Origin of the sequence: Granulicella sp. L60, from assembly GCF_009765825.1 — a bacterium.
GTDB lineage: Bacteria > Acidobacteriota > Terriglobia > Terriglobales > Acidobacteriaceae > Edaphobacter.
In genome coordinates this window covers 1511745-1534266 of sequence record NZ_LMUR01000018.1, presented here as the reverse complement: position 1 = coordinate 1534266, position 22522 = coordinate 1511745, and the positions used below count along the sequence as shown (strand labels likewise).

Annotated in this window: 21 protein-coding genes, 1 pseudogene and 1 riboswitch; of the genes and pseudogenes, 20 read left to right on the top strand and 2 right to left on the bottom strand. The window is 60.8% G+C overall.

From position 1 onward, the window contains the following. Positions 1–250: 250 nt before the first annotated feature. The gene (locus tag GSQ82_RS16730) at positions 251–808 is read right to left on the bottom strand and encodes an inorganic diphosphatase (protein ID WP_158793746.1); all 558 of its coding nucleotides are present in this window, start codon (positions 806–808) and stop codon (positions 251–253) included. A gap of 141 nt (positions 809–949) precedes the next feature. On the opposite strand from GSQ82_RS16730, the gene purS reads away from it, so the two are divergent. The 17 genes and pseudogenes from purS to GSQ82_RS16645 all read left to right on the top strand — a co-directional run bounded on the left by purS (position 950) and on the right by GSQ82_RS16645 (position 17853). Beyond that, positions 950–1195 carry a phosphoribosylformylglycinamidine synthase subunit PurS gene (gene purS, locus GSQ82_RS16725; RefSeq protein ID WP_158793319.1) on the top strand — a complete coding sequence of 82 codons (246 nt, stop codon included), beginning with the start codon at positions 950–952 and terminating at the stop codon, positions 1193–1195. 460 nt (positions 1196–1655) lie between these two features. Beyond that, positions 1656–2756, top strand: a complete 1101-nt coding sequence (gene hemE, locus GSQ82_RS16720) for a uroporphyrinogen decarboxylase (RefSeq protein ID WP_158793745.1) — start codon at positions 1656–1658, stop codon at positions 2754–2756. Beyond that, the gene (gene hemH, locus GSQ82_RS16715; protein ID WP_158793318.1) at positions 2753–3778 is read left to right on the top strand and encodes a ferrochelatase; all 1026 of its coding nucleotides are present in this window, start codon (positions 2753–2755) and stop codon (positions 3776–3778) included. The genes hemE and hemH overlap by 4 nt, the downstream gene beginning before the upstream one ends. A gap of 75 nt (positions 3779–3853) precedes the next feature. After that, positions 3854–5263 carry a protoporphyrinogen oxidase gene (gene hemG / locus GSQ82_RS16710; protein WP_158793317.1) on the top strand — a complete coding sequence of 470 codons (1410 nt, stop codon included), beginning with the start codon at positions 3854–3856 and terminating at the stop codon, positions 5261–5263. Between the two features lie 85 nt (positions 5264–5348). Then, positions 5349–5523: riboswitch (cobalamin riboswitch) on the top strand. 134 nt (positions 5524–5657) lie between these two features. Continuing rightward, the gene (gene cobU / locus GSQ82_RS16705) at positions 5658–6212 is read left to right on the top strand and encodes a bifunctional adenosylcobinamide kinase/adenosylcobinamide-phosphate guanylyltransferase (RefSeq protein WP_158793316.1); all 555 of its coding nucleotides are present in this window, start codon (positions 5658–5660) and stop codon (positions 6210–6212) included. Between the two features lie 5 nt (positions 6213–6217). Beyond that, on the top strand, positions 6218–7651 hold the full coding sequence (locus GSQ82_RS16700; protein ID WP_254061761.1) for a cobyrinate a,c-diamide synthase: 1434 nt from the start codon (positions 6218–6220) through the stop codon (positions 7649–7651). Positions 7652–7682: 31 nt separating this feature from the next. Further along, positions 7683–8774 carry a nicotinate-nucleotide--dimethylbenzimidazole phosphoribosyltransferase gene (gene cobT / locus GSQ82_RS16695; protein WP_158793314.1) on the top strand — a complete coding sequence of 364 codons (1092 nt, stop codon included), beginning with the start codon at positions 7683–7685 and terminating at the stop codon, positions 8772–8774. Further along, a complete protein-coding gene (cobS, locus tag GSQ82_RS16690; protein WP_158793313.1) occupies positions 8771–9535 on the top strand; it encodes an adenosylcobinamide-GDP ribazoletransferase in 765 nt (254 codons plus the stop codon). The genes cobT and cobS overlap by 4 nt, the downstream gene beginning before the upstream one ends. Beyond that, a complete protein-coding gene (locus GSQ82_RS16685; protein ID WP_174243086.1) occupies positions 9532–10119 on the top strand; it encodes a histidine phosphatase family protein in 588 nt (195 codons plus the stop codon). The genes cobS and GSQ82_RS16685 overlap by 4 nt, the downstream gene beginning before the upstream one ends. Continuing rightward, complete coding sequence (locus tag GSQ82_RS16680) at positions 10116–10985, top strand: hypothetical protein (protein ID WP_158793311.1); 870 nt, start codon at positions 10116–10118, stop codon at positions 10983–10985. Before GSQ82_RS16685 ends, GSQ82_RS16680 begins: the two co-directional genes overlap by 4 nt. Next, positions 10982–11560 carry a cob(I)yrinic acid a,c-diamide adenosyltransferase gene (locus GSQ82_RS16675; RefSeq protein ID WP_158793310.1) on the top strand — a complete coding sequence of 193 codons (579 nt, stop codon included), beginning with the start codon at positions 10982–10984 and terminating at the stop codon, positions 11558–11560. Before GSQ82_RS16680 ends, GSQ82_RS16675 begins: the two co-directional genes overlap by 4 nt. Further along, positions 11557–12240, top strand: coding sequence for a 5,6-dimethylbenzimidazole synthase (gene bluB, locus GSQ82_RS16670; protein WP_158793309.1), 684 nt, complete (start codon positions 11557–11559; stop codon positions 12238–12240). The genes GSQ82_RS16675 and bluB overlap by 4 nt, the downstream gene beginning before the upstream one ends. After that, on the top strand, positions 12237–13817 hold the full coding sequence (locus GSQ82_RS16665; protein ID WP_158793308.1) for a cobyric acid synthase: 1581 nt from the start codon (positions 12237–12239) through the stop codon (positions 13815–13817). Before bluB ends, GSQ82_RS16665 begins: the two co-directional genes overlap by 4 nt. Beyond that, entirely contained in the window at positions 13814–14767 is a 954-nt protein-coding gene (gene cbiB / locus GSQ82_RS16660; protein ID WP_158793307.1) for an adenosylcobinamide-phosphate synthase CbiB, read from the top strand. The genes GSQ82_RS16665 and cbiB overlap by 4 nt, the downstream gene beginning before the upstream one ends. Beyond that, a complete protein-coding gene (locus GSQ82_RS16655) occupies positions 14764–15882 on the top strand; it encodes a histidinol-phosphate transaminase (protein ID WP_158793306.1) in 1119 nt (372 codons plus the stop codon). Before cbiB ends, GSQ82_RS16655 begins: the two co-directional genes overlap by 4 nt. Positions 15883–15894: 12 nt before the next feature. After that, a pseudogene (locus GSQ82_RS16650) lies at positions 15895–16819 on the top strand (SDR family NAD(P)-dependent oxidoreductase). A 275-nt stretch (positions 16820–17094) separates the two neighbouring features. Further along, positions 17095–17853 carry a hypothetical protein gene (locus GSQ82_RS16645; protein WP_158793305.1) on the top strand — a complete coding sequence of 253 codons (759 nt, stop codon included), beginning with the start codon at positions 17095–17097 and terminating at the stop codon, positions 17851–17853. A 30-nt stretch (positions 17854–17883) separates the two neighbouring features. Here GSQ82_RS16645 and GSQ82_RS16640 read toward each other — a convergent pair whose 3' ends face one another. Continuing rightward, positions 17884–18282, bottom strand: coding sequence for a hypothetical protein (locus GSQ82_RS16640; RefSeq protein WP_158793304.1), 399 nt, complete (start codon positions 18280–18282; stop codon positions 17884–17886). 235 nt (positions 18283–18517) lie between these two features. Between GSQ82_RS16640 and dut the strand changes: the two genes are divergently transcribed. The 3 genes from dut to purL are packed head-to-tail and all read left to right on the top strand — an operon-like array spanning position 18518 to position 22500. Further along, the gene (dut, locus tag GSQ82_RS16635) at positions 18518–18976 is read left to right on the top strand and encodes a dUTP diphosphatase (protein ID WP_158793303.1); all 459 of its coding nucleotides are present in this window, start codon (positions 18518–18520) and stop codon (positions 18974–18976) included. Between the two features lie 42 nt (positions 18977–19018). Further along, complete coding sequence (locus tag GSQ82_RS16630; protein WP_158793302.1) at positions 19019–19924, top strand: DUF5996 family protein; 906 nt, start codon at positions 19019–19021, stop codon at positions 19922–19924. A gap of 56 nt (positions 19925–19980) precedes the next feature. Then, positions 19981–22500 carry a phosphoribosylformylglycinamidine synthase subunit PurL gene (gene purL, locus GSQ82_RS16625; protein WP_158793301.1) on the top strand — a complete coding sequence of 840 codons (2520 nt, stop codon included), beginning with the start codon at positions 19981–19983 and terminating at the stop codon, positions 22498–22500. The last annotated feature ends 22 nt before the right edge of the window (positions 22501–22522 follow it).

The window sequence follows — 22522 nt, the reverse complement described above, 5'->3', positions numbered from 1 at the left end:
TGGCGTTTGCGGGGATTGTGGCGGCGGGGGGGCCGGTGGTGTATCTGCTGGCGAGGATGGGGAGAAGAACTGCTTAGCGGTGGTAAAAAAACGGGCAACAGCGGGGACGGGCCTGGGGAAAGGGTTACATTCCCACTCATCGCAAAAGACGCAATGAATGGGCACCCGATTGTTTGGGCGGCCTGGGGGTAGGAGTGCGAAGGGCCACCTGGTCGGTGGCCCTTGCTGTTGTGTGGTGCTTCCCTGCTGGTTATTTGTGGGGGACGGGCTTGGGTTCGGGGTTGGTCTTGTTGTCGATGAAGCGCTGCTGGGCTTCGAGGACCTTGTTGCGGGCGAAGGAGGCGTCGCGCCAGCCTTTGACTTCGACGCGCTTGCCTTCGAGGTCCTTGTAGATGGCGAAGAAGTGGGTGATCTCCTTGAGCATGTGGGGATAGATCTCGGAGAAGTTCCAGACGTCTTTGTAGCGCGGGTTTCCCTTGCCGACGCAGAGCACCTTTTCGTCGCCGAGGCCCTGGTCGAGCATCTCGAGCATGCCGATGGGGCGGACCTCCATGACGCAGCCGGAGAAGCTGGGGGTGTCGACGAGGACGAGGCAGTCGAGGGGGTCGCCGTCATCGCCGAGGGTGCTGGGGATGAAGCCGTAGTCGCCGGGATAGTGGACGGGGGAGTAGAGGTTGCGGTCGAGACGGAAGACGTGAAGCTCTTTGTCGTACTCGTACTTGTTGGTGCCCTCATAGGGAATCTCGATGACGGCGTTGATGACCTCGGGGCTATCGGGGCCTACGGGGAGCTCCATGTAGTTCGGCATAAAGTCTGGCATCTCTTCTCGTTTGCTAGCAGATTTATTGCTTGTTGGTGTGATGCTGGTTCTAAGCCTGAAGACTTGCACTGCGGGCGTCCGTGTACTCGGGGCAAGACGAAAACCGCATCATGTCTATAATCAGACAGGATGAAGGCTCATGTCTATGTCACGCTGAAACGAACGGTGCTGGATGCCCAAGGGCAGACAGTCGCGGATGCACTGCGGCGGATGGAATATCGCGGCGTTGCGGATGTGCGGCAGGGGAAGTACTTCCTGCTGACCTTGGAAGATGGATTGGAACAGAACACCGCGCAGGCCGAGGTGGAACGGATTGCGCGTGAGGTGCTCACGAACCCCGTGATTGAGGAGTTTACGTTCCGGCTGGAGGCCTGAGCGGAGACCTTGACTGACTTTTTTGGGGTTGCGGCGGCCGAGTGAACGGGCTGCGGGGCGGATCTGTGCGCATTTTTTCCGGGATGGTGTTTTTGGGTGGGATTTTGTGAAAACCGAGGATTTTTCGTGGTTTCTTGCTGGACGGGTGCGGTAATTAGCATGGTGAGACGTGGTGGTTTGCTGGTCGTTATTTCGGGGTTGAAGGGTACGCCAGGTTTTTGATCTTTTTCTCCTCTTTTTTCTCAACTTTTTTTCTTCACTTTTTGAGGGCGGCTCTGTTGGGGAAAGGCGTGTCCTGCCGGACGGGCCCACTGCACGTGGGGTGGTCACTTCGTGACTTGTGTATCCCTGCGGGTGGTCCTCCCGTTGGTCGGGGTTGGCTTTCTTGCTCGGTGCGCGGGACGGGCTTCGGGTGCTAGGCTCGAACTAGGTAGATTGGGAGCATTTTTTGAGTGATGCGATGGTAGATCGTTCGGCGACGGAGCTTGCCGTGGAGGCTGGGGCGGGCTCCAGCCGGTTTGTGCGGGCGTGTCTGCGGCAGCCTGTGGATCGGACGCCGGTGTGGTTTTTGCGGCAGGCCGGACGGTATATGCCGGAGTATATGGCGGTGCGGAAGCATCACACACTGCTGGATATCTGCAGGACGCCGGAGATTGCAGCCGAGGTGACGATTACGGCGGCGGAGCGGCTAGGCGTGGATGCGGCGATCATCTTTGCCGATCTGTTGTTGCCGCTGACGCCGATGGGGCTGGACTTCGAGTTTGTGGCGGGCGAGGGTCCGGTGGTGCATACGCCGATCCGTTCGCTGGAGCATGTGCAGGCGCTGCGGGTCGATCGCGTGGAGGAGCTGGGGTATGTGGCGAAGGCGATTGAGAAGGTTGCGACGCACTTTGCCGGGCCTAGGGCGGATGGGGATACGCTGGGGATCATTGGGTTCTGTGGGGCTCCGTGGACGCTGGCGGCTTACATGATCGAGGGCGGAAAGCAGAGCGGCGGCGACCGGAACTATATCGAGACGAAGAAGATGATGTACTCGAATGGGGCGGCGTGGTCTTTGTTGATGGAGAAGATTGTTACTGTACTGGTTGCTTATGCGCAGCAGCAGGTGGAGGCGGGCGCGGATGTGATCCAGGTGTTCGATAGCTGGGTGGGCAAGCTGAGTGTGCATGACTATAGGCAGTACTGCCTGGGGTGGAGCACGGAGCTGGTGCAGCGGATCAAGGCGCTGGGTGTGCCGGTGATCTACTTTGGTGTGGAGACGGCGTCGCTGCTGCCGGCGATGAGTGAGACGGGCGCGGATGTGATGGGTCTGGACTGGCGGGTGCCGCTGGAGGTGGGTTGGAAGGCCGTTGGGCCGGGATGCGCGGTGCAGGGGAATCTTGATCCGATTGCGCTGTTTGCGCCGGAGGATGTGTTGAAGGAGCAGGTGCGCGAGGTGCTGCGGGCGGCGGATGGACGGCCGGGACATATCTTCAACCTGGGGCATGGGATTGTGCCGACGACGCCGGTGGAGAGCGTGATTCGGGTGGTGGAGTGGGTGAAGGAGCTGGGTGCGCGATGAGCTTTGATGGGACGAGCGCGGTCTTGCTGCTGGCGCATGGGACGCCGGATGTGCTGGGCGAGATGGCGGAGTATCTGAGCAAGGTGACGGGTGGGCGGGCGCTGCCGGATGAGGTGGTAAAGGAGTTGCAGCATCGCTATGCGGAGATTGGGTTGAGGGAGACGCCGGGGCTGGAGCCGCCGCCGCTGACGAAGTGGACGATACTGCAGGGGCGTCTGCTGGAGACGGCGCTGGATGGGCAGCGGGTGTATGTTGGGATGCGGAACTGGCATCCGTATATTGCTGACGTGGTGACGCAGATGCGGCTGGATGGGGTGACGCACATCAAGGCGGTGTGTTTGGCTCCGCAGAACTCGCGGACGAGCGTGGGGCTCTATCGGAGTGCGGTGCTGGCGGCTGCGGCGGGGATGGAGGTGGAGTTTGTGGCGGGGTGGGCGGAGAGTCCTGCGCTGGCGCTGGCGTTTGCGGAGAGGCTGTGGCCGGTGTGGGCGCAGGCTTGTGCGGAGTCGGGGCGGCGGGTTCCGGTGCTGTTTACGGCGCACAGCGTGCCTTGCAGAACGATTATGACGGGTGAGGCTTCGGTGGCGGGTGCGCGGCCGGGGACGCCGGTGCAGATGACGCCGGACCCTTATCCGGTGGAGGCGAAGCGGACGGCGCAGATGGTGGCGGAGCGAATGGCCGGGGTTGGGTTTGGCGACCGGGACTGGTACTTTGCGTTTCAGAGCCAGGGGATCTCGGGTGGGCCGTGGATTGGGCCGACGGTGGAAGATACGCTGAAGGCGATTCGTGCGGAGGGCCATGCGGGGGTGGTGATGCAGCCGGTGGGATTTCTCTGCGACCATGTGGAGATTCTGTATGACATTGATATTGCGTTCCGGAAGAGTGCGGACGAGCTGGGGTTGAAGTTGTGGCGGGCGGAGAGTTTGAACGACTCGGATGTGCTGGTGAGGGCGCTGGCTGAGGTGGTGACGGGCGGGTACAGGGCGACGGTGGATGAGATGACTGTGCCTGCGGGGGTATAGGCTGTCGGGAGGGTCGACGGCGTGAGGGTCGAATGCGCGAAGGCCCTGGCCTTCGCTTTTTTATTGGGAGAGTAGATGAAACGGGTTGCGATTGTGGGCGGTGGGGTGGCAGGGCTGGCGGCGGCGTATGAGCTGGCGCGGGCGGCGGGCGGTGGTGCGGATGTGCAGGCGGTGTTGTTTGAGGCTTCGACGCGGCTGGGCGGGATTGTGGAGACGGTGCGCGAGGGCGGGTTCGTAATTGAGTGTGGGCCGGATGCGTGGGTGACGGAGAAGCCGTGGGCGAGGGAGCTGGCCAAGGAGCTGGGGCTGGGCGATGAGGTGGTCGCTTCGAAGGATGCGGGGCGGAAGACGTATGTGCTGGTGGATAAGAAGCTGCGGGCGATGCCGGATGGGATGCGGATGATGGTGCCGACGGATCTGGATGCGCTGGATGCGGTGGAAGAGGGTGCGGGCGGGCTGTTTAGTGCGGAGGCGAAGCGGAGTTATCGCGAGGAGCTGGAGCGGGCGGGGGAGCTGCGGGCGGGTGCTCCGGTGGAAGACGAGAGTGTGGCGGTGTTTGTGCGGAGGCACTTTGGGGAGGAGGTGCTGGCGAAGATTGGGGCTCCGCTGCTGAGCGGTATGCTGGGCGGCGATGTGGAGAGGTTGAGCGTGCGTGCGGTGTTGGCTCCGTTTGTGGCGATAGAGAGGGAGCATGGGAGTTTGATCGCGGGGTTGCAGGCGCGGGCGGCGGCGACGGAGGGTAAGGAGAAGGCGGCGATCTTTACGACGCTGCGGAGCGGGTTGGGAACGCTGGTGGACCGGATGATTGCGGCGATTCCGGAGGATTGGATACGGATGGCGGATGCTGTGCGGTTTGTGTCGTACGGCGAAGAGGGCTGGCTGGTGGGGACGGCGCGGGGGGTGGAGAGGTTTGATGGGGTGATGATGGCGGCTCCGGCGGATGAGGCACGGGCGCTGCTGGGGCCGGTGGATGCGCGGGTCGCGGAGCTGATGGAGATGGATGCGAGTTCGGCGGTGGTGGTGGGGTTTGGGTTTCCGGATGCGACGCGGTTTGCGGTGCCGCAGGGGTTTGGATTTTTGGTGCCGCCGGGGTCGGATAGTTTGTTGCTGGCGTGTACGTTTATGGATCAGAAGTTCGACGATCGGGTTCCGCAGGGTGGGCGGTTGGTGAGGGCTTTCTTTGGCGGTGCGGCGGCGGAGCGGCTGATGCGCTGCGGGAACGATGAGATTGCGGTGGTGGCGAGGATGGAGCTGGCGAGGGTGCTGGGGCCGCTGCCTGATCCTCAGATGACGGTGGTGCGACGGTGGCCGCGGAGTCTGCCGCAGTATGGGGTGGGGCATCTGGAGCGGATGGCGGAGTTGATGGAGAGGGTGAAGGGGCTGGAGGGGCTGTGGTTGTTGGGGAATGGGTATCGCGGGGTGGGGCTGCCGGATCTGGTGAGGGATTCGCGGGCGGCGGCGCGAGAGTTTGTTGGGCGGGCGTAGCGATGGGCGGGTGTCTGGATCTGTTTGGGGTTTGTCTGGGTTTTGTCTGGCGATGGCTGCGGTGTTGACCCGTGGGTGGGCGCGGGATAGTCTTTTGTCATCTGGTTCAGGGAAGACGGTGCGATTCCGTCGCTACCCCGTAACTGTAAGCGCTGAGAGCTTGACACTTTTTCTTACGCCACTGGGACTCGTTCTGGGAAGGCTAGTCAAGACTTGATGAAGCGTGAGTCAGGAGACCTGCCGGAGACCATTCAGGCTTGATTCAGCTTCGCAGGGAGAGCTGGAGAGCATTCTCGTAGATCTCTATCGATTGAGGTTTGCAACGAGCGCTGCCTAAACATTATTCCCACTCGGCTTCAGAGTTTGCAGGTCGGTCTGGGGCGTGGAGCTGACGATGCAGGAGATGCGCCAGGGTTCGGTGACACTCGTGCTGGGTGGTGTGCGAAGCGGCAAGAGCCGTTACGCGCAGCAGCTGGCGGAACAGGTGCGCGATGTGGTGTTTGTTGCGACCGCGAAGGCGACCGATGACGAGATGCGGAGGAAGATCGAACGGCATCGCGAGGAGCGGCCGAAGGATTGGGTGACCGTGGAGGAGCCGCTGGAGCTGCCGCGGGTGATGGCCGAGCATGGGGATGGATGCGAGGTGATGGTGGTGGATTGCCTGACGATCTTCGCGGCGAATGTGATGGAGGCGGAGGGTGAGGATCGGGCGGCGATTGAGAGTCGCGTGGAGGCGTTGTGCGCGGCGCTGGGGACGGTGAGCTGCCGGGTGGTGCTGGTGTCGAATGAGGTGGGGAGCGGGGTGGTGCCGGCGTATGCGGTGGGGCGGCGGTATCGGGATCTGCTGGGGGAGATGAACCAGAGAGTGGCAAGAGTGGCGGATGATGTGGTGCTGATGGTGGCGGGGTTGCCGCTGGCGCTGAAGGGTCATCTGGAGGTGATGCCGTGAAGGGAATGTTGATTGCAGGCGCGGCGAGTGGCGTGGGGAAGACGACGGTTGCGATGGCGATTATGGCGGGGCTGCGTCGGCGTGGGCTGGAGGTGCAGCCATTTAAATGCGGGCCGGATTTTCTGGATACGGGGCATCATGGGCGGGTGTGTGGGCGGCCGGCACGGAATCTCGATACGTGGATGATGGATGCGGAGACGAACAAGAGTGTGCTACGGGGTGCGGCGCGTGGGGCGGACGTGGTGGTGGCCGAGGGGATGATGGGGCTCTTCGATGGGAAGAGCGGAAGTGCGGATACGGGGAGCAGCGCGGAGATTGCGAAGCTGCTGAAGCTGCCGGTGGTTTTAGTGGTGGATGCGGCGAAGAGTGCGCGGAGTGTGGCTGCGGTGGTGCTGGGGTTTGAGATGTTCGATCCGGAGCTGCGGCTGGCAGGGGTGATCCTGAATCGCGTGGCGGGGGAGCGGCACTTTGGGATGCTGCGGGAGGCGATTGAGGCTCGGTGCAGAACGAAGATTGTGGGATGGCTTCCGCGTGAGCAGGCGATTGGGATTCCGGAGCGGCATCTAGGACTGCAGGGAGCGGGAGAGGTTGAAGATGGTGGCGGGGTAGCGTTCGAGACGCTGGCGCGGCTGGCGGAGGAGCGGCTAGATCTGGATGCGTTGATGGAGCTGGAGTGTGGGCTGGAGATGCATGCACTCGGTTCGCGGAGTGAGATTCAGGCTGAACCTCGGATTGGGCTTCGGGTTGGAGTGGCGTGGGATCATGCGTTCTCGTTTTATTACGAAGACAATCTTGAGTTGCTGCGAGAGCAGGGTGTGGAGATCGTCCGGTTCAGTCCGTTGAAGGATGGGTCGCTGCCGGATGGATTGGATGGGATTTATTTCGGTGGAGGATATCCGGAGTTGCATGCGGAGGAGTTGAGCGGCAACGGGCGGATGCTTGAGGAGGTGCGCGCGTTTGCGTCGTCGGGCAGGCCGGTGTACGCGGAGTGCGGGGGGATGCTCTATCTGTCGGAGAGTCTTGGCGGGACGGATGGTGTGGCGTATGCGATGGCTGGGGTGTTGCCGTTGAAGATGCAGATGACGGACAGGCTGGTGAAGTTTGGGTATGTGACGGTGGAGTTTTCTGAGGACTGCCTGCTGGGGTGCAAAGGGACGGTGGTTCGAGGACATAGCTTTCATTACTCCTGCATCACCGAGCGGGGGGACGTTGCGACGAGTTATCGAGTGAAGTATTCGCTCTCTGGCAAGGAAGAGGTGGAGGGGTTTCAGCGGGGCAATGTGCTGGCAAGTTATGTGCATCTTCCCTTCCGCGCGAATCCTTTGATCGCAGAGAACTTTGTTGCGGCGGTGCGGAGGGAGCGAGCTTTGCGGGAGCTAAAGGAAGAACGTAGTGATGTGGGCGTCGGTGCGGAGTGTTCGACGGTTACGGCTTGCTGATGGAATTGATGAGACGTACGGAAGGGGCTATATGAGTGCAGTGACGAGCGGAGAGATGGTACTGGAGACAGCAGTTGCGATTGAGTTGCCGAGCGGGGAGTGGAGTGCGCGGGCGCGGAAGCACCTTGATTCTCTGACCAAGCCGCTGGGAAGTCTTGGGAGGCTTGAGGATCTGGCGGCGCAGATGGTATCGGTTCGGCGAGAGAGGTTTGCTGAGCCGTTGAAGAAGGCGGTGTATGTGTTTGCCGCGGACCACGGGGTGACGGCGGAGGGAGTGAGCGCTTATCCGAGCGAGGTGACGCGGCAGATGGTGTTGAACTTTCTTGCGCGGGGCGCTGCGATCAACGTGCTGGCAAGACTGCATGGAGTGGAGATGAACGTCGTGGACGTGGGTGTGGATGCAGACTTCGACGGGGTCGATGGGCTGTTGCATCGCAAGGTGCGCCGCGGAACACGGAACATGTTGCGGGAGCGGGCGATGAGTGAAGAGGAGCTGACGCAGGCGCTGACGGTGGGGATGGAGTTGGCGGCGGACGCGAAGGCTAAGGGTTACGACCTGCTGGCTGTTGGTGAGATGGGTATTGGGAATACGACGGCTGCGAGTGCGATGACTTGCGCTCTGACGGGCAAGCCGGTTGCGATGGTGACGGGTCGAGGAACGGGGCTGAATGCTGACGAACATGCGCGAAAGTGCCAGGTGATCGAGGCGGTCGTCAAAGAACATTTTGGTGGTGCTGAGGGACGGGCGTCGCTTGCGCCGCTGGATGTGTTGCGTTGTGTAGGTGGGCTGGAGATTGCGGCGATGACGGGGTTTGTGCTGGGCGCGGCTCGGCATGGAATCGCAGTTGTGGCGGATGGATTTATCTCTACGGCTGCGGCGGCGATTGCGTTTGCGATAGAGCCGAAGGTGAAGGGGTATCTTTTTGCGGGGCATCAGTCGGAGGAGCCGGGGCACAGGGCGCTCCTTGAGTACGTCGGGCTGACGCCGATTTTGACGCTGGGGATGCGGCTGGGAGAGGGAAGCGGCGCGGTGCTTGCGATGCCGGTGATCGAGTCGGCGATGGCGATCTATAACGAGATGGCGACGTTCGCCTCTGCCGGGGTGAGCGAGGCGAAGGGGTGAGCGTTGCGAGACAGGTTCGCGCACTTGGCGAAGAGGTGACGGCCGCGTTTCAGTTTTTGACGCGGATTCCGATGCCCTCGTCTGTGTATGAGGCTGACTCGCTGTCGCGTGCTGTTAAGTTTTTTCCTCTGGTTGGACTGGCGGTTGGAGCGGGAGCGGCGGGTGTGCATTGGTTGCTGGTGCCGCATCTGAACAGATCTTTGACTGCTTTGGCGGTGCTGATCTACTTCGTGCTGATTACGGGTGGTCTGCATGAGGATGGTCTTGCCGATACGGCGGATGGATTTGGTGGCGGTTGGAACAGGGATCAGATTTTAAACATCTTGAAGGATAGCCGGATTGGAAGCTACGGCGCGGTGGCGCTGGTGCTGTCGCTGCTGGGACGGTATGCGATGCTGGCGGCGATGCCGCTGGAGCACTTTGCGGCGTATGTAATCTCGGCGCAGGTGTTGAGTCGATGGAGTTCGCTTCCGCTGAGCTATGTGCTTTCGCCGGCGCGTGCACAGGAGGGGCAGGGCGCTCGGATTGCGAAGCTTACGTCTCTGCGGTCGCTTGTGTTTGGATCGTTGTTCACGCTGGTTGTTGTCGGTGTTCTGCTGCGGTGGTCGGGGGTGGGGCCGCTGGTGGCGGCAATGCTGGTTACCGGTTTGAGTGGGTGGTTCTACTACAGACGATTGGGCGGTGTGACTGGCGATTGTTTTGGTGCGACGAATCAACTGACGGAGATTGCTGTTTATGTCTGCGGAGTGTGGATGGCATGAGTGAGATTCTGTTTGCTCGCCACGCACAGACGGATATGGCGGGGAGGTTTTGCGGTCACTCCGATCCGGAGTTGAATGCGGCGGGTCGGCTTCAGCTTTCGCGGTTGATCGAAGAACTTCGGGCTGAGAAAGTCGATGAGGTTTATAGCAGTGATCTGCGTCGCGCGCGGGAGACTGCTTCGGAAGTTGCTCGTGAGTTTGGCGTTTCTCTTTCTGTGCGTTCTTCGCTGCGCGAGATTGATTTTGGCGAGTGGGAGGGGCTTTACTGGGAGGAGATTGAGGCGCGAGACGGGGAGTATGCGCGGCGCTGGATGGAGGAGTATCCGCAGCTGCCGGCACCGGGTGGGGAGAGGTTTTCTGACTTTGAACGGCGGGTGCTGGATGAGGTGGATTTTCTTTGCGAGAGGGCTGAAGGGCGAAAGATTGCGGTGGTGACGCATGCGGGAGTGATGCGGGTTGTGCTTCGTGCGCTGCACGGATGCTCCGAGGAAGATGCCTGGGAGAAGACGAGGCCGTACTGCTGCATGGTGCGTCATGTTGTGAGCGAGGCGTCTGGCGCGCGGCAGGTTGAGGTGGGATTGTGAGCGAGGCGAAGGTTGACGTTTGTGAGTTGATCGCGTGGGAGTTGGACGAGTATGGATATCGCGGTTCTGCGAGCGTGGGCCAGAGAGAGATTGAAGCGAAGGTGAGGGATGCGAAAGAGCGGCTTGCTTTGCGTGATGGCTATGTGGATTGTTCCGCTTTGCTTTCGATGGAGACGCGGGAGATTCGGCATCTGCTGGATGCGGCGGCACAGAGAGCGGATCTGCATGCGGAGTATGCGGGGCTCGAGTGGGCGCTGGGGGTGGTGGATCTGCGTTCGGTGCTGGCGTTTCAGCGGAGGCTGGTGTTTGGGCGAGGACGTGCCGAGGCAATGGGAGTTAGGCAGGACGATTGGGAACAGTTGGTTGCGGTTGCTTTGGGTGGGGACAGGAGTACGGAGTGCCGCGTGGTTCGTGGTGAGGATGACGTCGATGGTGTGAACTTTGCGTTGTACTCCAATAATCCTGACCTGCAGTTACGGTTGAAGCCGGAGATGCGGGAGTCTGATCGCTTCCCTTTTGAGATGTATGGCGGCAGTCCTTTCTTTGAGGTTGCCGAGTTTCGCGGGCGGTGGTTTCTTCGCGATGGATATCATCGGGCCTATCGTTTGTTGAAGGCGGGAGTGTGCTGTGTTCCGGCTGTGGTGATTCGGGCGCGAACGATTGAGGAGTTGGGTGCGACGGAGCCGTGGTTCTTTGGGGAGGAGCAGTTGTTCTCGGAACGTCCGCCGCGCGTGACTGATTTTCTGGATGAGGGTATGGTTTTGCGGTATGAGAGAGCGGCTCTGCGCAAGGTGATTCGCGTTCGCGTGGAAGAGTCGCTGGAGCCTTTTGATGAAGAAGATGAAGTACAAGGAGAAGAGATATGAGCATTGCAACGACACGTGGAGATGGCGGACAGACGGGTTTGGCTGGAGGGATTCGCATCTCGAAGGGCGACCTGCGAGTGGAGGCCTATGGCTCGGTCGATGAGTTAAATTCGGTGCTGGGCTTTGCGCGCAGCGTGTGCACGAACGAGGAGATTCGTACGTGGACGGAGGGGATTCAACGGACGTTGTTTCGGCTGGGATCGGCGCTGGCGACTCCGCCGGAGAGTAAGAAGACACCACCGGTAATCTCGCCGGAGGATGTGGATGGGCTGACGAAGCTGGTGCATCAGATTGAGGCGACGGAGGGGATTCTGTCGGACTGGTCGTTGCCGGGGGCGCATACGGAGTCGGCGGCGTATGAGGTGGCGAGGACGGTGTGCCGCCGTGCGGAGCGCAATGCGGTGAGGCTGGCGTCGAGCGGCGTGGAGTTCAAGCCGGAGATTCTCTCTTATCTGAATCGCCTGTCGGATGTGATCTGGCTGTTTGGGAGATTGATTGAAAAGAATGCAGGCGTGGATGCGCGGCTGCGAAGTGGCGAGACGGCTGGACCGAAGTGGTCGAGGGCGTGGAAATGACAAAGGCTGCGGGCTTCGGCGAGGAAGAGCGGGCGGCGGTCTATCGCGCGATTCGAGAGCGCAGGGATGTGCGCCGCGGCTTTCTGCCGGAGCCGATGCCGGATGAGTTGTTGCAGCGTCTGCTGGAGGCTGCGCACTACGCGCCGTCGGTAGGGTTGATGCAGCCGTGGCGATTTATTGTGGTGCGCGATCGTGCGGTGCGGGAGGCGGTGCACGATCTGTTTCTTGATGCGAACCGAAGCGCGGCGGCGAGTTATGAGGGCGAGCGGCAGGAGTTATATACGGGGATGAAGCTGGAGGGAATACTCGAAGCTCCTCAGAATCTTTGCGTCGTGTGTGATTCGCAGAGCAGCCAGGGGCATCAGCTGGGACGGCGAACGATGCCGGAGATGGCGCTCTACTCGGCTGTTTGCGCGGTGCAGAATCTTTGGCTTGCGGCGAGGGCGGAGGGGATTGGGGTGGGGTGGGTAAGTATTCTGGATGCGAATCTGCTGCGTGGGACATTGGGGATTCCGGAGCACATTACTCCGGTGGCTTATCTCTGCCTAGGATATGTGGATGAGTTTGCTACGGAGCCTGATCTGCAAAAGGCAGGATGGGAGAGACGCACGCCGCTGAAGAGTGTTCTCTCGTATGACAGGTACGATAGCGGCTGGGATACGGAAGGGCCAAAGCGATGAGTGCGCGTGCTGTGATGGTTTTGGGTACGGGGTCGCATGTTGGGAAGTCGCTGCTGACGGCGGCGCTGTGCCGGATCTTTGCGAGGCAGGGGTATCGGGTTGCGCCGTTCAAGTCGCAGAATATGTCGTTGAACTCGGCCGCGACGATTGAGGGTCTTGAGATTGGGCGAGCGCAGGCGCTGCAGGCGGAGGCGGCGGGAGTTGCGCCTTCGGTGCATATGAATCCGATTTTGATCAAGCCGTCGGGTGGGAGCTCTTCGCAGGTGGTGGTGCGGGGAAAGATCTGGGGACAGGTGACGGCGGCGGACTATCATCAGCGGCGGGTGGAGGAGCTGATGCCGCTGGTGCGGGAGAGCTATGAGGTGCTGGCGGCGAGCTGCGATGTGGTGGTGATGGAGGGTGCGGGTTCGCCTGCGGAGATCAACCTGAAGCAGCACGACATTGCGAATATGCGGATGGCGGAGATGGCCGATGCGCGATGTTTGCTGGTGGGCGATATCGATCGAGGGGGCGTGTTCGCTTCGCTGCTGGGAACGCTGGAACTGCTGGAGACGGAGGAACGCGCGCGCATTGGTGGATTTGCGATCAACAAATTTCGCGGCGACCGTAGCCTGCTGGAGCCGGGGATACGGATGATGGAGGAGCGCGTGGGGAAGGCTTGCCTGGGCGTGGTGCCTTATCTGCCTTCGTTGGTGCTGGACGAGGAGGATAGCCTGGGGCTGCCGGCGGCGAAGCATGCGGAGTGGACGGCAGATGAACTTGCGGACGGGTCGGCGGATCGGAGGCTGCGGATTGCGGTTGTGGCGTTGCCGTCTTTCTCGAACTTTACGGACTTCGATTCGCTGCGTGCTGAGCCTGCGGTGTCGCTGCTGTTCTGCCGTACGGTTGAGGCGATTGCGCAGGCGGATGTAGTGATTTTGCCGGGAAGCAAACAGACGATGGACGACCTGATGTGGATGCGGGGACGCGGGATAGATGCGGCGGTGCAGCTGCGTGCGCGGAGGGGGCTTGTGGTGGGGATCTGCGGCGGCATGCAAATGCTGGGAGAGACGATTACGGATCCGCTTGGCGTGGAGCGGGAGGGATCGATGGAGGGGTTGGGGTTGTTGCCGATCAGGACTGACATGCAGGCGGATAAGGTGACGCGCAATGTTGTTGGCAAGATGGCGGGTGCGAGTCTGTTTGGTCATGCGGTCGCGGAGAGGCGAGTTGCAGGGTACGAGATTCATATTGGCGAGACGATGTATCTGAGTGAGGGGTCACACTTCGCTCGGCTATCGACTCGCGATGGAGCTTCGATTGAGGATGGATGCGTGAGCGCCGATGAGCGGGTGTTTGGTACGTATCTTCATGGGATCTTCGATGAGGATGGGTTTCGTCATGATTTTATTCGGGCCGGGCGAGCGTTCCATGGTCTCAATGGACCGGGGGAGCTTTATGACTGGAAGCAGCTGCGGGAAGAGTCGCTGAACCGGCTTGCCGATGAGGTGGAGTGTGCGTTGGATATGGAGACGATCTTCGGTTGGGCTGGGGTCGCTTATCGGCGGGGCTTTGTGGCTGGAGATGCGGCACGATGAGTCGTCGCGGCGTGATGGTGGCAGCTTATCTTCTGGACTGGATGGTGGGTGATCCGGAGTGGTTTCCGCATCCGGTGCGGTTGATCGGGAAGAGTATTTATGCGGGAGAGCGAGTGCTCAGGCGACCGGGGCAGTCGGCTGCGGTGGAGTTTGCGGCTGGGGGCGCGCTGACGGTCGGGTTGGTGGTGGCGACTTATGTGGGGACAGCGAAGATCGTCGCGTGGGCGGGGAGGCGTGCGGGTTGGTTTGGTGTGGCGACAGAGACGGCGCTGGCTTGGACTTGCCTGGCTTCGCGCAGTTTGCATGATGAGGCGTCGGCTGTGGTGGATGCTCTGGAGGGACACGATGTGGAGCTGGCGCGGCGACGGCTGGCGAGGATCGTTGGCAGGGATACGGGAGAGTTGGAGGAGCGGGAGATCAGCCGGGCGGTGATTGAGACTGTGGCGGAGAGTGCTTCGGATGGCGTGATGGCTCCACTGTTCTATATGGCGATTGGGGGTGTCCCGCTTGCGATGACGTATAAGACGGTCAATACACTTGACTCGATGATTGGACATGCGGACGAGAGGTATTTTTACTTCGGCAAGGTTGCGGCGCGGCTGGATGATGTTGCCAACTTTCTGCCTTCGCGATTGACGGCGCTGGGGATTACGGCGGCTTCTTTGGCTTCAGGGGATGGGCGTTCGAGGGCTGCTATGAGTACGTGGATGCGCGATGGGAGGAAGCATAAGAGCCCGAACGCGGGGCAGCCGGAGAGCGCGATGGCAGGTGCGCTTGGGGTGCGGCTTGGCGGGGAGAACTTCTATGCTGGTGAGCGTATGATGACGCCTTTGATGGGAGAGGAGTTCCCTGCTGCTGGCAGGAAGAGTGCGAGGCAGGCGATTCGGATTGCGGCTGCGGTCTCCGGCATTGGATTGGTTGCGGCGCTGCTGTTGCGGAGGAAGGCATGACGGCTACTTCTACTTCTGAGAGTATGGCTCCGGTGCATGGTGGACAGATGAGGCAGATTGCTGCGCGGTACGGGATCGCAGCGGAGAGGCTTTTGGACTTCAGCGCGAATATCAATCCTGATGGTCCTCCGGCGGTGGTGCTGGCCGCGATTCGGCGGGCATTGGAGGTGCCGGAGACGTTGACCGCGTATCCGGATCTTGAGCTGTCTGGTTTGAGGCTTGCGATCTCGAAGCACGAAGGTGTGCTGCCGCAAAGTGTCGCTGTTGCGAATGGATTTGTACCGTTGCTGGAGGCGGCGTTGCGGTCGCTTAAGACTGTGCGATGTCTTCTGCCGGTGCCGGCGTTTGGCGAGTACAGGAAGACGCTGGAGAGTTGCGGCGTTGCTGTTGTGACTTATCGGTTGTTGAGTGATGAGAGCTTTCGTTACAGGCCGGAGGATCTGTTGCGGGCGTTGCGGAGTGAGCGGTGCGACTCGCTGCTTCTGGCCAATCCGCAGAATCCTTCTGGGGCGCTGTGTTCGAAAGAGGCGATGCAGCGGTTGATTGAGGCTGCGACGGGTAGCGGCGTGACGGTGCTGCTGGATGAGGCGTTCATGGATTACTCGCCGGTGGAGTCGCTTGCGCAGTTCGCGGCTGAGCGCGCGAATGTGATTGTGTTTCGGTCGGTGACGAAGTTCTTTGCGATTCCCGGGCTGCGTGTGGCGTATGCGATCGGGGGCTCCTCTGTTGTTGAAGGGATGAATCGGGTGATCGCGCCCTGGCCGGTGACGACGCTTGCGTCTGAGGCTGTGTGCGCGGCGCTGGGAGATGAGGTGTACGCAGAAGAGGCACGGGGAGCGAATGAGCGGAGACGTCTGTGGCTGGAAGAACAGCTGGCGCGGCTTGGTATCGCGAGCTATCCGGCGAGTGCGAACTTTTTGCTTCTGCGATTTCCGGCGGAGTTCGATGTGGACCTGGCCTGGACGAGGATGATTGTAGGGGAGCAGATTGTGCTGCGCTTGTGTACGAACTTTGAGGGTCTGCCCGCGGGACATCTGCGGATTGCAGTGCGCTCGGAGATGGAGAATGAGCGGTTGATTCGGGGTCTGGAGCGGGTGCTTCGTACTGCTGATTGAGTAAACGGTGCGATGGCTTTGGCCTGTCGGCCGGACCCACTGCGCGTGGAGCGGTCACTTCGTGACGGGTATACCCCTTTGGGTGCTGCTCCCGTTGGTCGCCTGGAACATATCTTGCTGGAGGATCGGCTGCCAGCCGGTATGTCAGCACACCCTAGTAGTCTGGATGGCATGAAGATCGCGGTGGTTACGGGTGCTGCACAGGGGATTGGACGACGGACGGCTGAGGTGTTGGCGGCTGCGGGGTATGGGCTGATGTTGATGGATATGCAGCCTTGTGTGGCTACGCTGGCGTCGGTGCGTGCGGCTGGAGTTGAAGCCGACGAGGTAACTGGGGATGTCTCGGACGAGGCGTTGGTGACGCGCGCGGTGGAGAGGGTGCGTGCGCAGTGGGGATGCGTGGATGTGTTGGTAAACAATGCAGGGATTAGCTTTATCGCTCCGGCAGAGACGGTGGAGGGGAAGGCTTTTCTGCGGGTGCTGGAGGTGAATCTGCTTGCTCCGTTTTTACTGGCAAAGGGGTTTGGCGCGATGATGCTGGAGCAGCGGTTGGGAAGCATTGTGAACGTTGCTTCGATTGCGGGACTGGTTGGGATTGGGGACCGGTCGGCTTATAACGCGTCGAAGCATGGGTTGATTGGGCTGACGCGGACGCTGGCGGCGGGGCGGGCGCGGGGTGAGGTGCAATGCGGTGTGTCCGGGGTGGGTGAAGACGGAGATGGATGTGGCGGACCAGGCCGGGGGTGGGTATAGCGATGCGGATATTGAAGGGGTCAATCCGATGGGGCGGTTTGCTTCGCCGGAGGATATTGCGCGGGCGATTCTGTTTCTGGCGGATCCGGAGCAGAGTGGATTTATCAATGGCCAGGCGCTGCCGGTGGATGGGGGCTGGACGACGGATGGGAGCTGGCAGAGTTTGAGGATGCGGAAGCGGTAGGTTGGATCGATCTGTTCGGTGCTTTTTGGTAGGAAAGGATATGGCCGGACGGCCGATCGCCCTGCGCGGGCGGCGATCACTTCGTGATTTGTATACCCCTTGGGTGCGGCTCCCGTTGGTCGCTTGTTATCTTTGTGCCGGCAGGCGGGAGGAACGGCGAATCGCTACACTCTCCCCGAAGTGGGCGCTTGCTGCGCTTGATAGGAAATACAGCCAATTTCTTCGATCTGTTTTCATCGATCTGTGGCAAACTGTTGCTGCCGAGGTCGAGATCGATGAAAAGGCAAATATCTCCTGTTTTGACTGCGTGTGGAACTTTGATTGCGAGTGGTTTGCTGCTGGCGCAGAGTGCCGCGAACCATGCTCCGGATGGCGGAACGATGCAGCGCCTGCAGAGTATCGATATTCCGGCGACTCCGAATGCGCCGTTCAGCGCGGTGGTGACGACGGAGTGGACACGGATTATGCCGGATGGAAGCACGGCGACGATGAAAAACCATCGGACGATAGCGCGGGATAGCTCAGGGAAGGTGTTTCAGGAGCGGCGGTACTTCAGCCCTAACGGGGATACGCAGGAGACGCGGCTGTCGGAGTTGGACTATCAGGATCCTAGCCTGCACCAGATGACGATTTGCCGGCCGGATGTGCAGGTTTGCACGGTGTATCGGTTTGATGCGCCAGCGCCTGGGGCGTCATCCGCGACGAAGGTGCCGCAGAGCGTTCAGCAGAATGGGATGAGCTCGGTGTCGCAGGAGCAACTTGGGAACAAGATGGTGGGCGGGCTGGAGCTTGTGGGTTCGCGTGAGATTACAACGCTGAACAGCGGGGCGATTGGGAATGAGAAGCCGCAGCCGATTGTGAAGGAGTTCTGGTACTCACCTGTGCTGGGAATTAATGTGAGTACGAAGCGGATGGACCCGCGCGCGTCTGCGATACAGGACTTCGAGGTGGGGAGCATTCATACGACTGAGCCGGATGGGAGACTGTTTCAGCCGCCTGCGAGCTATCGCGTGGTGAGGATGGATGGGCAGTAGAGTCTTGCGTGGGAGCGGGTGGCTGCGCGGTTAGACGTCTGTGATTTCGTTGCGTAGTTCTTCGAGCCAGAGCGCTAGGTCGAGCTTGCGGGTGGTGAGGTTTCGGGCGGCGATCAGGTGGAGCATGGCGTCCTGGAGATCGGGAGGCAGCTCGGCGAAGGGGAATGCTGCGTGGGTACGGGCCAGGGCGTCGAGCTCGTCGAGCCCAATTTCATGTTCGAAGGGCGGGGAGAAGATGGGGGACGGGTGGGCCGTACCGGAGGTGGTGAATAGGCTGACCAGCGCGTGAAGAGTGGCGGATTGTGCTGGATTGAGGGATTTTGGAGCCTGGAAGACGGGGCTTTGGACTGGATGCTGCAGGTGGCCTCGGTTGGAGGCGCGGGCTTCGTATCGGCGGGTGGAGCTAAGGTGCTGAACGTCGATGGCCACGGTGCAACTCTCCTGTGGTTCCGGTAGATGGCTGGTCAGGCAAGAGGATTCGGACACAACTTCTGTCTTGTTCATTTGACGTTGAAACGCGGAGGAAAAGTCTCGCATTTTGGGGCAGTTCCCTCCCCCGTTTGGGGTATATCGAGTTTGGATATTTCATGCGCTGGCAAATATTGGTTTAGATCTGCGGCTACGGTAAGAATAGGAGATACGAAAGTTTTGATGGAGAGATGCTATGACGGTGGGTGTGGAGAATCATGAGGTTGTTCGGATCAAGGTGTTAAAGATGCATGCAGCGGCACAGGTGCCTCGGTATGCGCATACGGGGCCGTTTGGAGATCTGGCGGCGGATCTATACGCGGTAGGTGCGGCGACGCTTGATGCGGGACAGACGGTTGCGGTGGAGACGGGGATCGCGATGGAGTTTCCGGCTACGCATGGAGCGTTGGTGGAGGATAGGTCTGGGTTGGCGGTGCGGGGGGTGACGACACTGGCGGGGGTGATCGATCCGGGGTATCGCGGGGAGATCAAGGTGGTGATGACGAACTTGAGTGCGGCGGCGGTGGAGATCAAGGCTGGGGACAGGGTGGCGCAGCTGCGGATTGTGCGGCGGATTGAGGCGGAGTTTGAAGAGGTGAGCGAGTTGATGGAGGCTCCGCGTGGGGTGGGCGGGTTTGGGAGTACGGGCGGCTGAGTGCTGGCGGCGTATGCTCTTGGAGTGATTTGAGGAGGGACTGTGAGCGGAGCTGCGGGGAGTGGAGGGTGGCCGGCGTTGCCCTGGGGTGAATGGGAGGCGACAGCGAATACGCTGCATATGTGGACGCAGATTGTGGGGAAGACGCGGCTGGCACTTACGCCGCTGCAGAACCACTGGTGGAATGTGCCTCTTTATGTGACGGCGCGCGGGCTGGGCACGTCTGCGATGGCGTACGGCGACGATGTGCTGGATATCGAGTTCGACTTTGTGGAGCATGCGCTGCATCTGCGGATGGGCTCAGGGAGGAGCGTGTCGCGGCCTCTGCGGGCCCAGTCTGTGGCGGATTTTTATAGGGAATATCTTGGGTGCCTGGCGGAGCTTGAGGTTTCGGTGAAGATTAATCCGATGCCGGTGGAGCTGGCGCATCCGATCCGGTTCGATCTGGACACGGAGCGCAGGTCGTATGAGCCGGAGTATGCGCACCGGTTCTGGCGGGTGCTGGTGCAGACGGAGAGGGTCTTTCGGGCTTTCTCGACGGGATTTCTAGGGAAGGTGAGCCCGGTGCACTTCTTCTGGGGGAGCTTCGATTTTGCGGTGACACGATTTTCTGGGCGGCCGGCGCCGGAGCGTCCTGGGATGGATGCGATTCAGCGTGAGGCGTATTCGCATGAGGTGATCTCGGCGGGTTTTTGGCCGGGGAATGGAGGATATGGGGTGGCCGCGTTCTATTGCTATGCGGCTCCGGTGCCGGAAGGACTAGGGGAGGCGAGGATTCGACCTGCTGCGGCGAGGTGGGATAAGGCTTTGGGGGAGTTCATCTTGAAGTACGACGATGTGCGGACGCAGAGTTCTCCCGAGGGGACGCTGATGGAGTTTCTGGAGAGCGCGTATGCGGCGGCGGCGGACGCGGCGAGGTGGGATCGGGTTGCGCTGGAACGGCATTGAAGGACGGGGTGGTCGCGGTGGGGTGGCGAACATGCGACAATCTTAACTAGCGAGCCATGCCAAATTTGCAAGCCCAGCAAGCCCAAGTTCCCTCTCCAGCTACCATTACTCCGGCGCTGCTCAAGCAGCACAGTATCACTCCGGACGAGTACACGCGCATAGAAGCAGCGCTTGGACGTACCCCTTCCCTGACTGAGTTGGGGATTTTTTCTGTGATGTGGTCGGAGCACTGTTCGTATAAGTCTTCGCGCGTGCATTTGAAGCGGTTGCCGACGAAGGGTGAGCGCAAGACCGGACCGGGCAGCGTGGTGCAGGGACCGGGGGAGAACGCCGGGATCATCGATGTTGGGGATGGGTGGGCTTGTGCGTTCAAGATTGAGTCGCATAACCATCCGAGCTATATCGAGCCTTACCAAGGCGCGGCGACGGGCGTGGGCGGGATTTTGCGGGACATCTTTACGATGAACGCGCGGCCGCTGGCGGTGATGGATTCGCTGCGGTTTGGGCCGTTGGATGAAGCTGAGCCGGACGAGGCGCTGCGGAGACGGAACCACCAGATTACGACCGGCGTGGTGCATGGCGTGGCGGGGTATGGGAACTGCTTTGGGGTTCCGAACCTGGGCGGGGAGACGCGGTTTGAGGCTTGCTACTCGGGCAATCCGTTGCTGAACGCGTTTGCGCTGGGACTGGTTCGTAGCGATGAGATTTTTTATGCGAAGGCTACGGGCGTTGGCAATCCGGTGATCTACGTGGGCGCGAAGACGGGCCGCGATGGGATTCATGGAGCCACGATGGCGAGCGAGGAGTTTACCGAGGGCTCGGAGCAGAAGCGGCCGAACGTGCAGATGGGCGATCCGTTTATGGAGAAGCTGCTGCTGGAGGCTTGTCTCGAGGCGATGGCTACTGGAGCAGTGCTTGGGATTCAGGACATGGGCGCGGCGGGTTTGACGTGTTCGACGTGTGAGATGGGTGCGCGGGGCGATCTTGGATTGACGGTGGAGCTGGATCGGGTTCCGCAGCGCGAGACGGGCATGACGAGCTACGAGATTATGCTGTCGGAGTCGCAGGAGCGGATGCTGCTGGTGGCTGACAAGGAGCGCGCAGTTGAGGTCCTGGATGTGTTTTCGAAGTGGGGACTAGATGCTTCGATCGTCGGCGAGGTGACCGAGAAGCCGAACATGGTGATTACGCAGCATGGGGTGCTGGTAGCGGATATTCCGAATAAGTCGCTGACCGATGATGCTCCGCTGTATCACCGGCCGGTGGGGGTGTGGAAGGCTCCGGTGCCGCTGGATCCTCCGGCGCATGTGTTGGAAGAGTTGAATAAGCCGCGGGACTATACGGCGGATTTGAAGAAGCTGCTAGCGAGTGCGAATATCTGCGATAAGCGGTGGGTGTTTGAGCAGTACGACTCGATGGTGCAGACCAATACGGTGCAGGGGCCGGGCGGTGAAGCTGGCGTGATGCGGATCAAGGGTACGGGAGAGAGATCCGGTGCGGCACATCATCGTGGAGTATTGGGTACTCTGGCCGATTTGGTAGCCTCTTCGACGCCGAAGGGCGAGGCGACGCTTGCGACTGACGACGAAGATGCGGCGAATCCAGTGGTCTCGCCGAAGGCTTCGCATGAGTCTGCAGGTGTGATGAGAGGCGACCGCGGGTTGGCGATGGCGTTGGCCGGAAACGGGCGCTGGACGTATCTCGATCCGAAGCTGGGGGCGATGCATGCGGTGGCTGAGGCTGCGCGGAAGGTGGCTTGTACGGGAGCTACTCCGGTTTCGGCTACGAACTGTTTGAACTTCGGAAATCCAGAGAAGCCGGAGATTATGGCGCAGCTTTCGCAGGCGATCGATGGGATTGCGGAGGCTTGTATTGCGCTGGGAACGCCGGTTACAGGCGGTAATGTTTCGCTTTATAACGAGACCAAGGGTGAGGGAATTTATCCGACGCCGGTGCTTGGGATCGTTGGGATTATCGACGATGTGACGAAGGCTGTGCCTGCGAGTTTTCGCAAGGCGGGCGATGTGGTGCTGTTTCTTTCGGCGTTTAGAGGAGCCGGCAGGAACGCAAAGCGGGATATGGGTTCTACGGATTTTTCCAAGACGGTGTTGAAGCAGTTGTGGGGGGCTCCTCCGGTGCTCGACTTGAAGGAAGAGGCTGCGCTGCATAAGGCGCTGGCTGCGCTTGCCGAGGAGGGGCTGCTGGTATCGGCAAGCGACCTTTCGGATGGCGGCTGCGCGGTGGCGTTTGCAAAGGCGTGTTTCCCGCGCGAGTTAGGCGTACGAGTTTCGATGCGGCTTGAATCGGAAGAGCCGTTCGTCATAACGGAGCGCCTGTTTAGCGAGATCGGTTCGTCTGTGATTGCTACGGCCGATGCCGCGAAGGTGGGTGCCATTCGAGCGGTGCTTCGCGAGCATCCGAATGTTTTCTTAGCTCCGCTGGGTGAGGTGACCTCTGGGAACTTTGAGATATTGCTCAACGAGAAGGCGGTTATCAACGAGCCGGTGAAGGCGTTGAAGGCTGCTTGGGCTGGGGCCATGGAAGAGCAGTTGGCCGATGAGGTGGTGACGGCATGAGTGAACCTCTGGTTCGGGATGA

Bases quoted from the DNA above. Each gene is read 5' to 3' on its own strand.
- GSQ82_RS16730 (WP_158793746.1), bottom strand. From the start codon at position 808: ATGCCGAACTACATGGAGCTCCCCGTAGGCCCCGATAGCCCCGAGGTC.
- purS (WP_158793319.1), top strand. From the start codon at position 950: ATGAAGGCTCATGTCTATGTCACGCTGAAACGAACGGTGCTGGATGCC.
- hemE (WP_158793745.1), top strand. From the start codon at position 1,656: ATGGTAGATCGTTCGGCGACGGAGCTTGCCGTGGAGGCTGGGGCGGGC.
- hemH (WP_158793318.1), top strand. From the start codon at position 2,753: ATGAGCTTTGATGGGACGAGCGCGGTCTTGCTGCTGGCGCATGGGACG.
- hemG (WP_158793317.1), top strand. From the start codon at position 3,854: ATGAAACGGGTTGCGATTGTGGGCGGTGGGGTGGCAGGGCTGGCGGCG.
- cobU (WP_158793316.1), top strand. From the start codon at position 5,658: ATGCAGGAGATGCGCCAGGGTTCGGTGACACTCGTGCTGGGTGGTGTG.
- GSQ82_RS16700 (WP_254061761.1), top strand. From the start codon at position 6,218: ATGTTGATTGCAGGCGCGGCGAGTGGCGTGGGGAAGACGACGGTTGCG.
- cobT (WP_158793314.1), top strand. From the start codon at position 7,683: ATGAGTGCAGTGACGAGCGGAGAGATGGTACTGGAGACAGCAGTTGCG.
- GSQ82_RS16685 (WP_174243086.1), top strand. From the start codon at position 9,532: ATGAGTGAGATTCTGTTTGCTCGCCACGCACAGACGGATATGGCGGGG.
- GSQ82_RS16675 (WP_158793310.1), top strand. From the start codon at position 10,982: ATGAGCATTGCAACGACACGTGGAGATGGCGGACAGACGGGTTTGGCT.
- bluB (WP_158793309.1), top strand. From the start codon at position 11,557: ATGACAAAGGCTGCGGGCTTCGGCGAGGAAGAGCGGGCGGCGGTCTAT.
- GSQ82_RS16665 (WP_158793308.1), top strand. From the start codon at position 12,237: ATGAGTGCGCGTGCTGTGATGGTTTTGGGTACGGGGTCGCATGTTGGG.
- cbiB (WP_158793307.1), top strand. From the start codon at position 13,814: ATGAGTCGTCGCGGCGTGATGGTGGCAGCTTATCTTCTGGACTGGATG.
- GSQ82_RS16655 (WP_158793306.1), top strand. From the start codon at position 14,764: ATGACGGCTACTTCTACTTCTGAGAGTATGGCTCCGGTGCATGGTGGA.
- GSQ82_RS16645 (WP_158793305.1), top strand. From the start codon at position 17,095: ATGAAAAGGCAAATATCTCCTGTTTTGACTGCGTGTGGAACTTTGATT.
- dut (WP_158793303.1), top strand. From the start codon at position 18,518: ATGACGGTGGGTGTGGAGAATCATGAGGTTGTTCGGATCAAGGTGTTA.
- purL (WP_158793301.1), top strand. From the start codon at position 19,981: ATGCCAAATTTGCAAGCCCAGCAAGCCCAAGTTCCCTCTCCAGCTACC.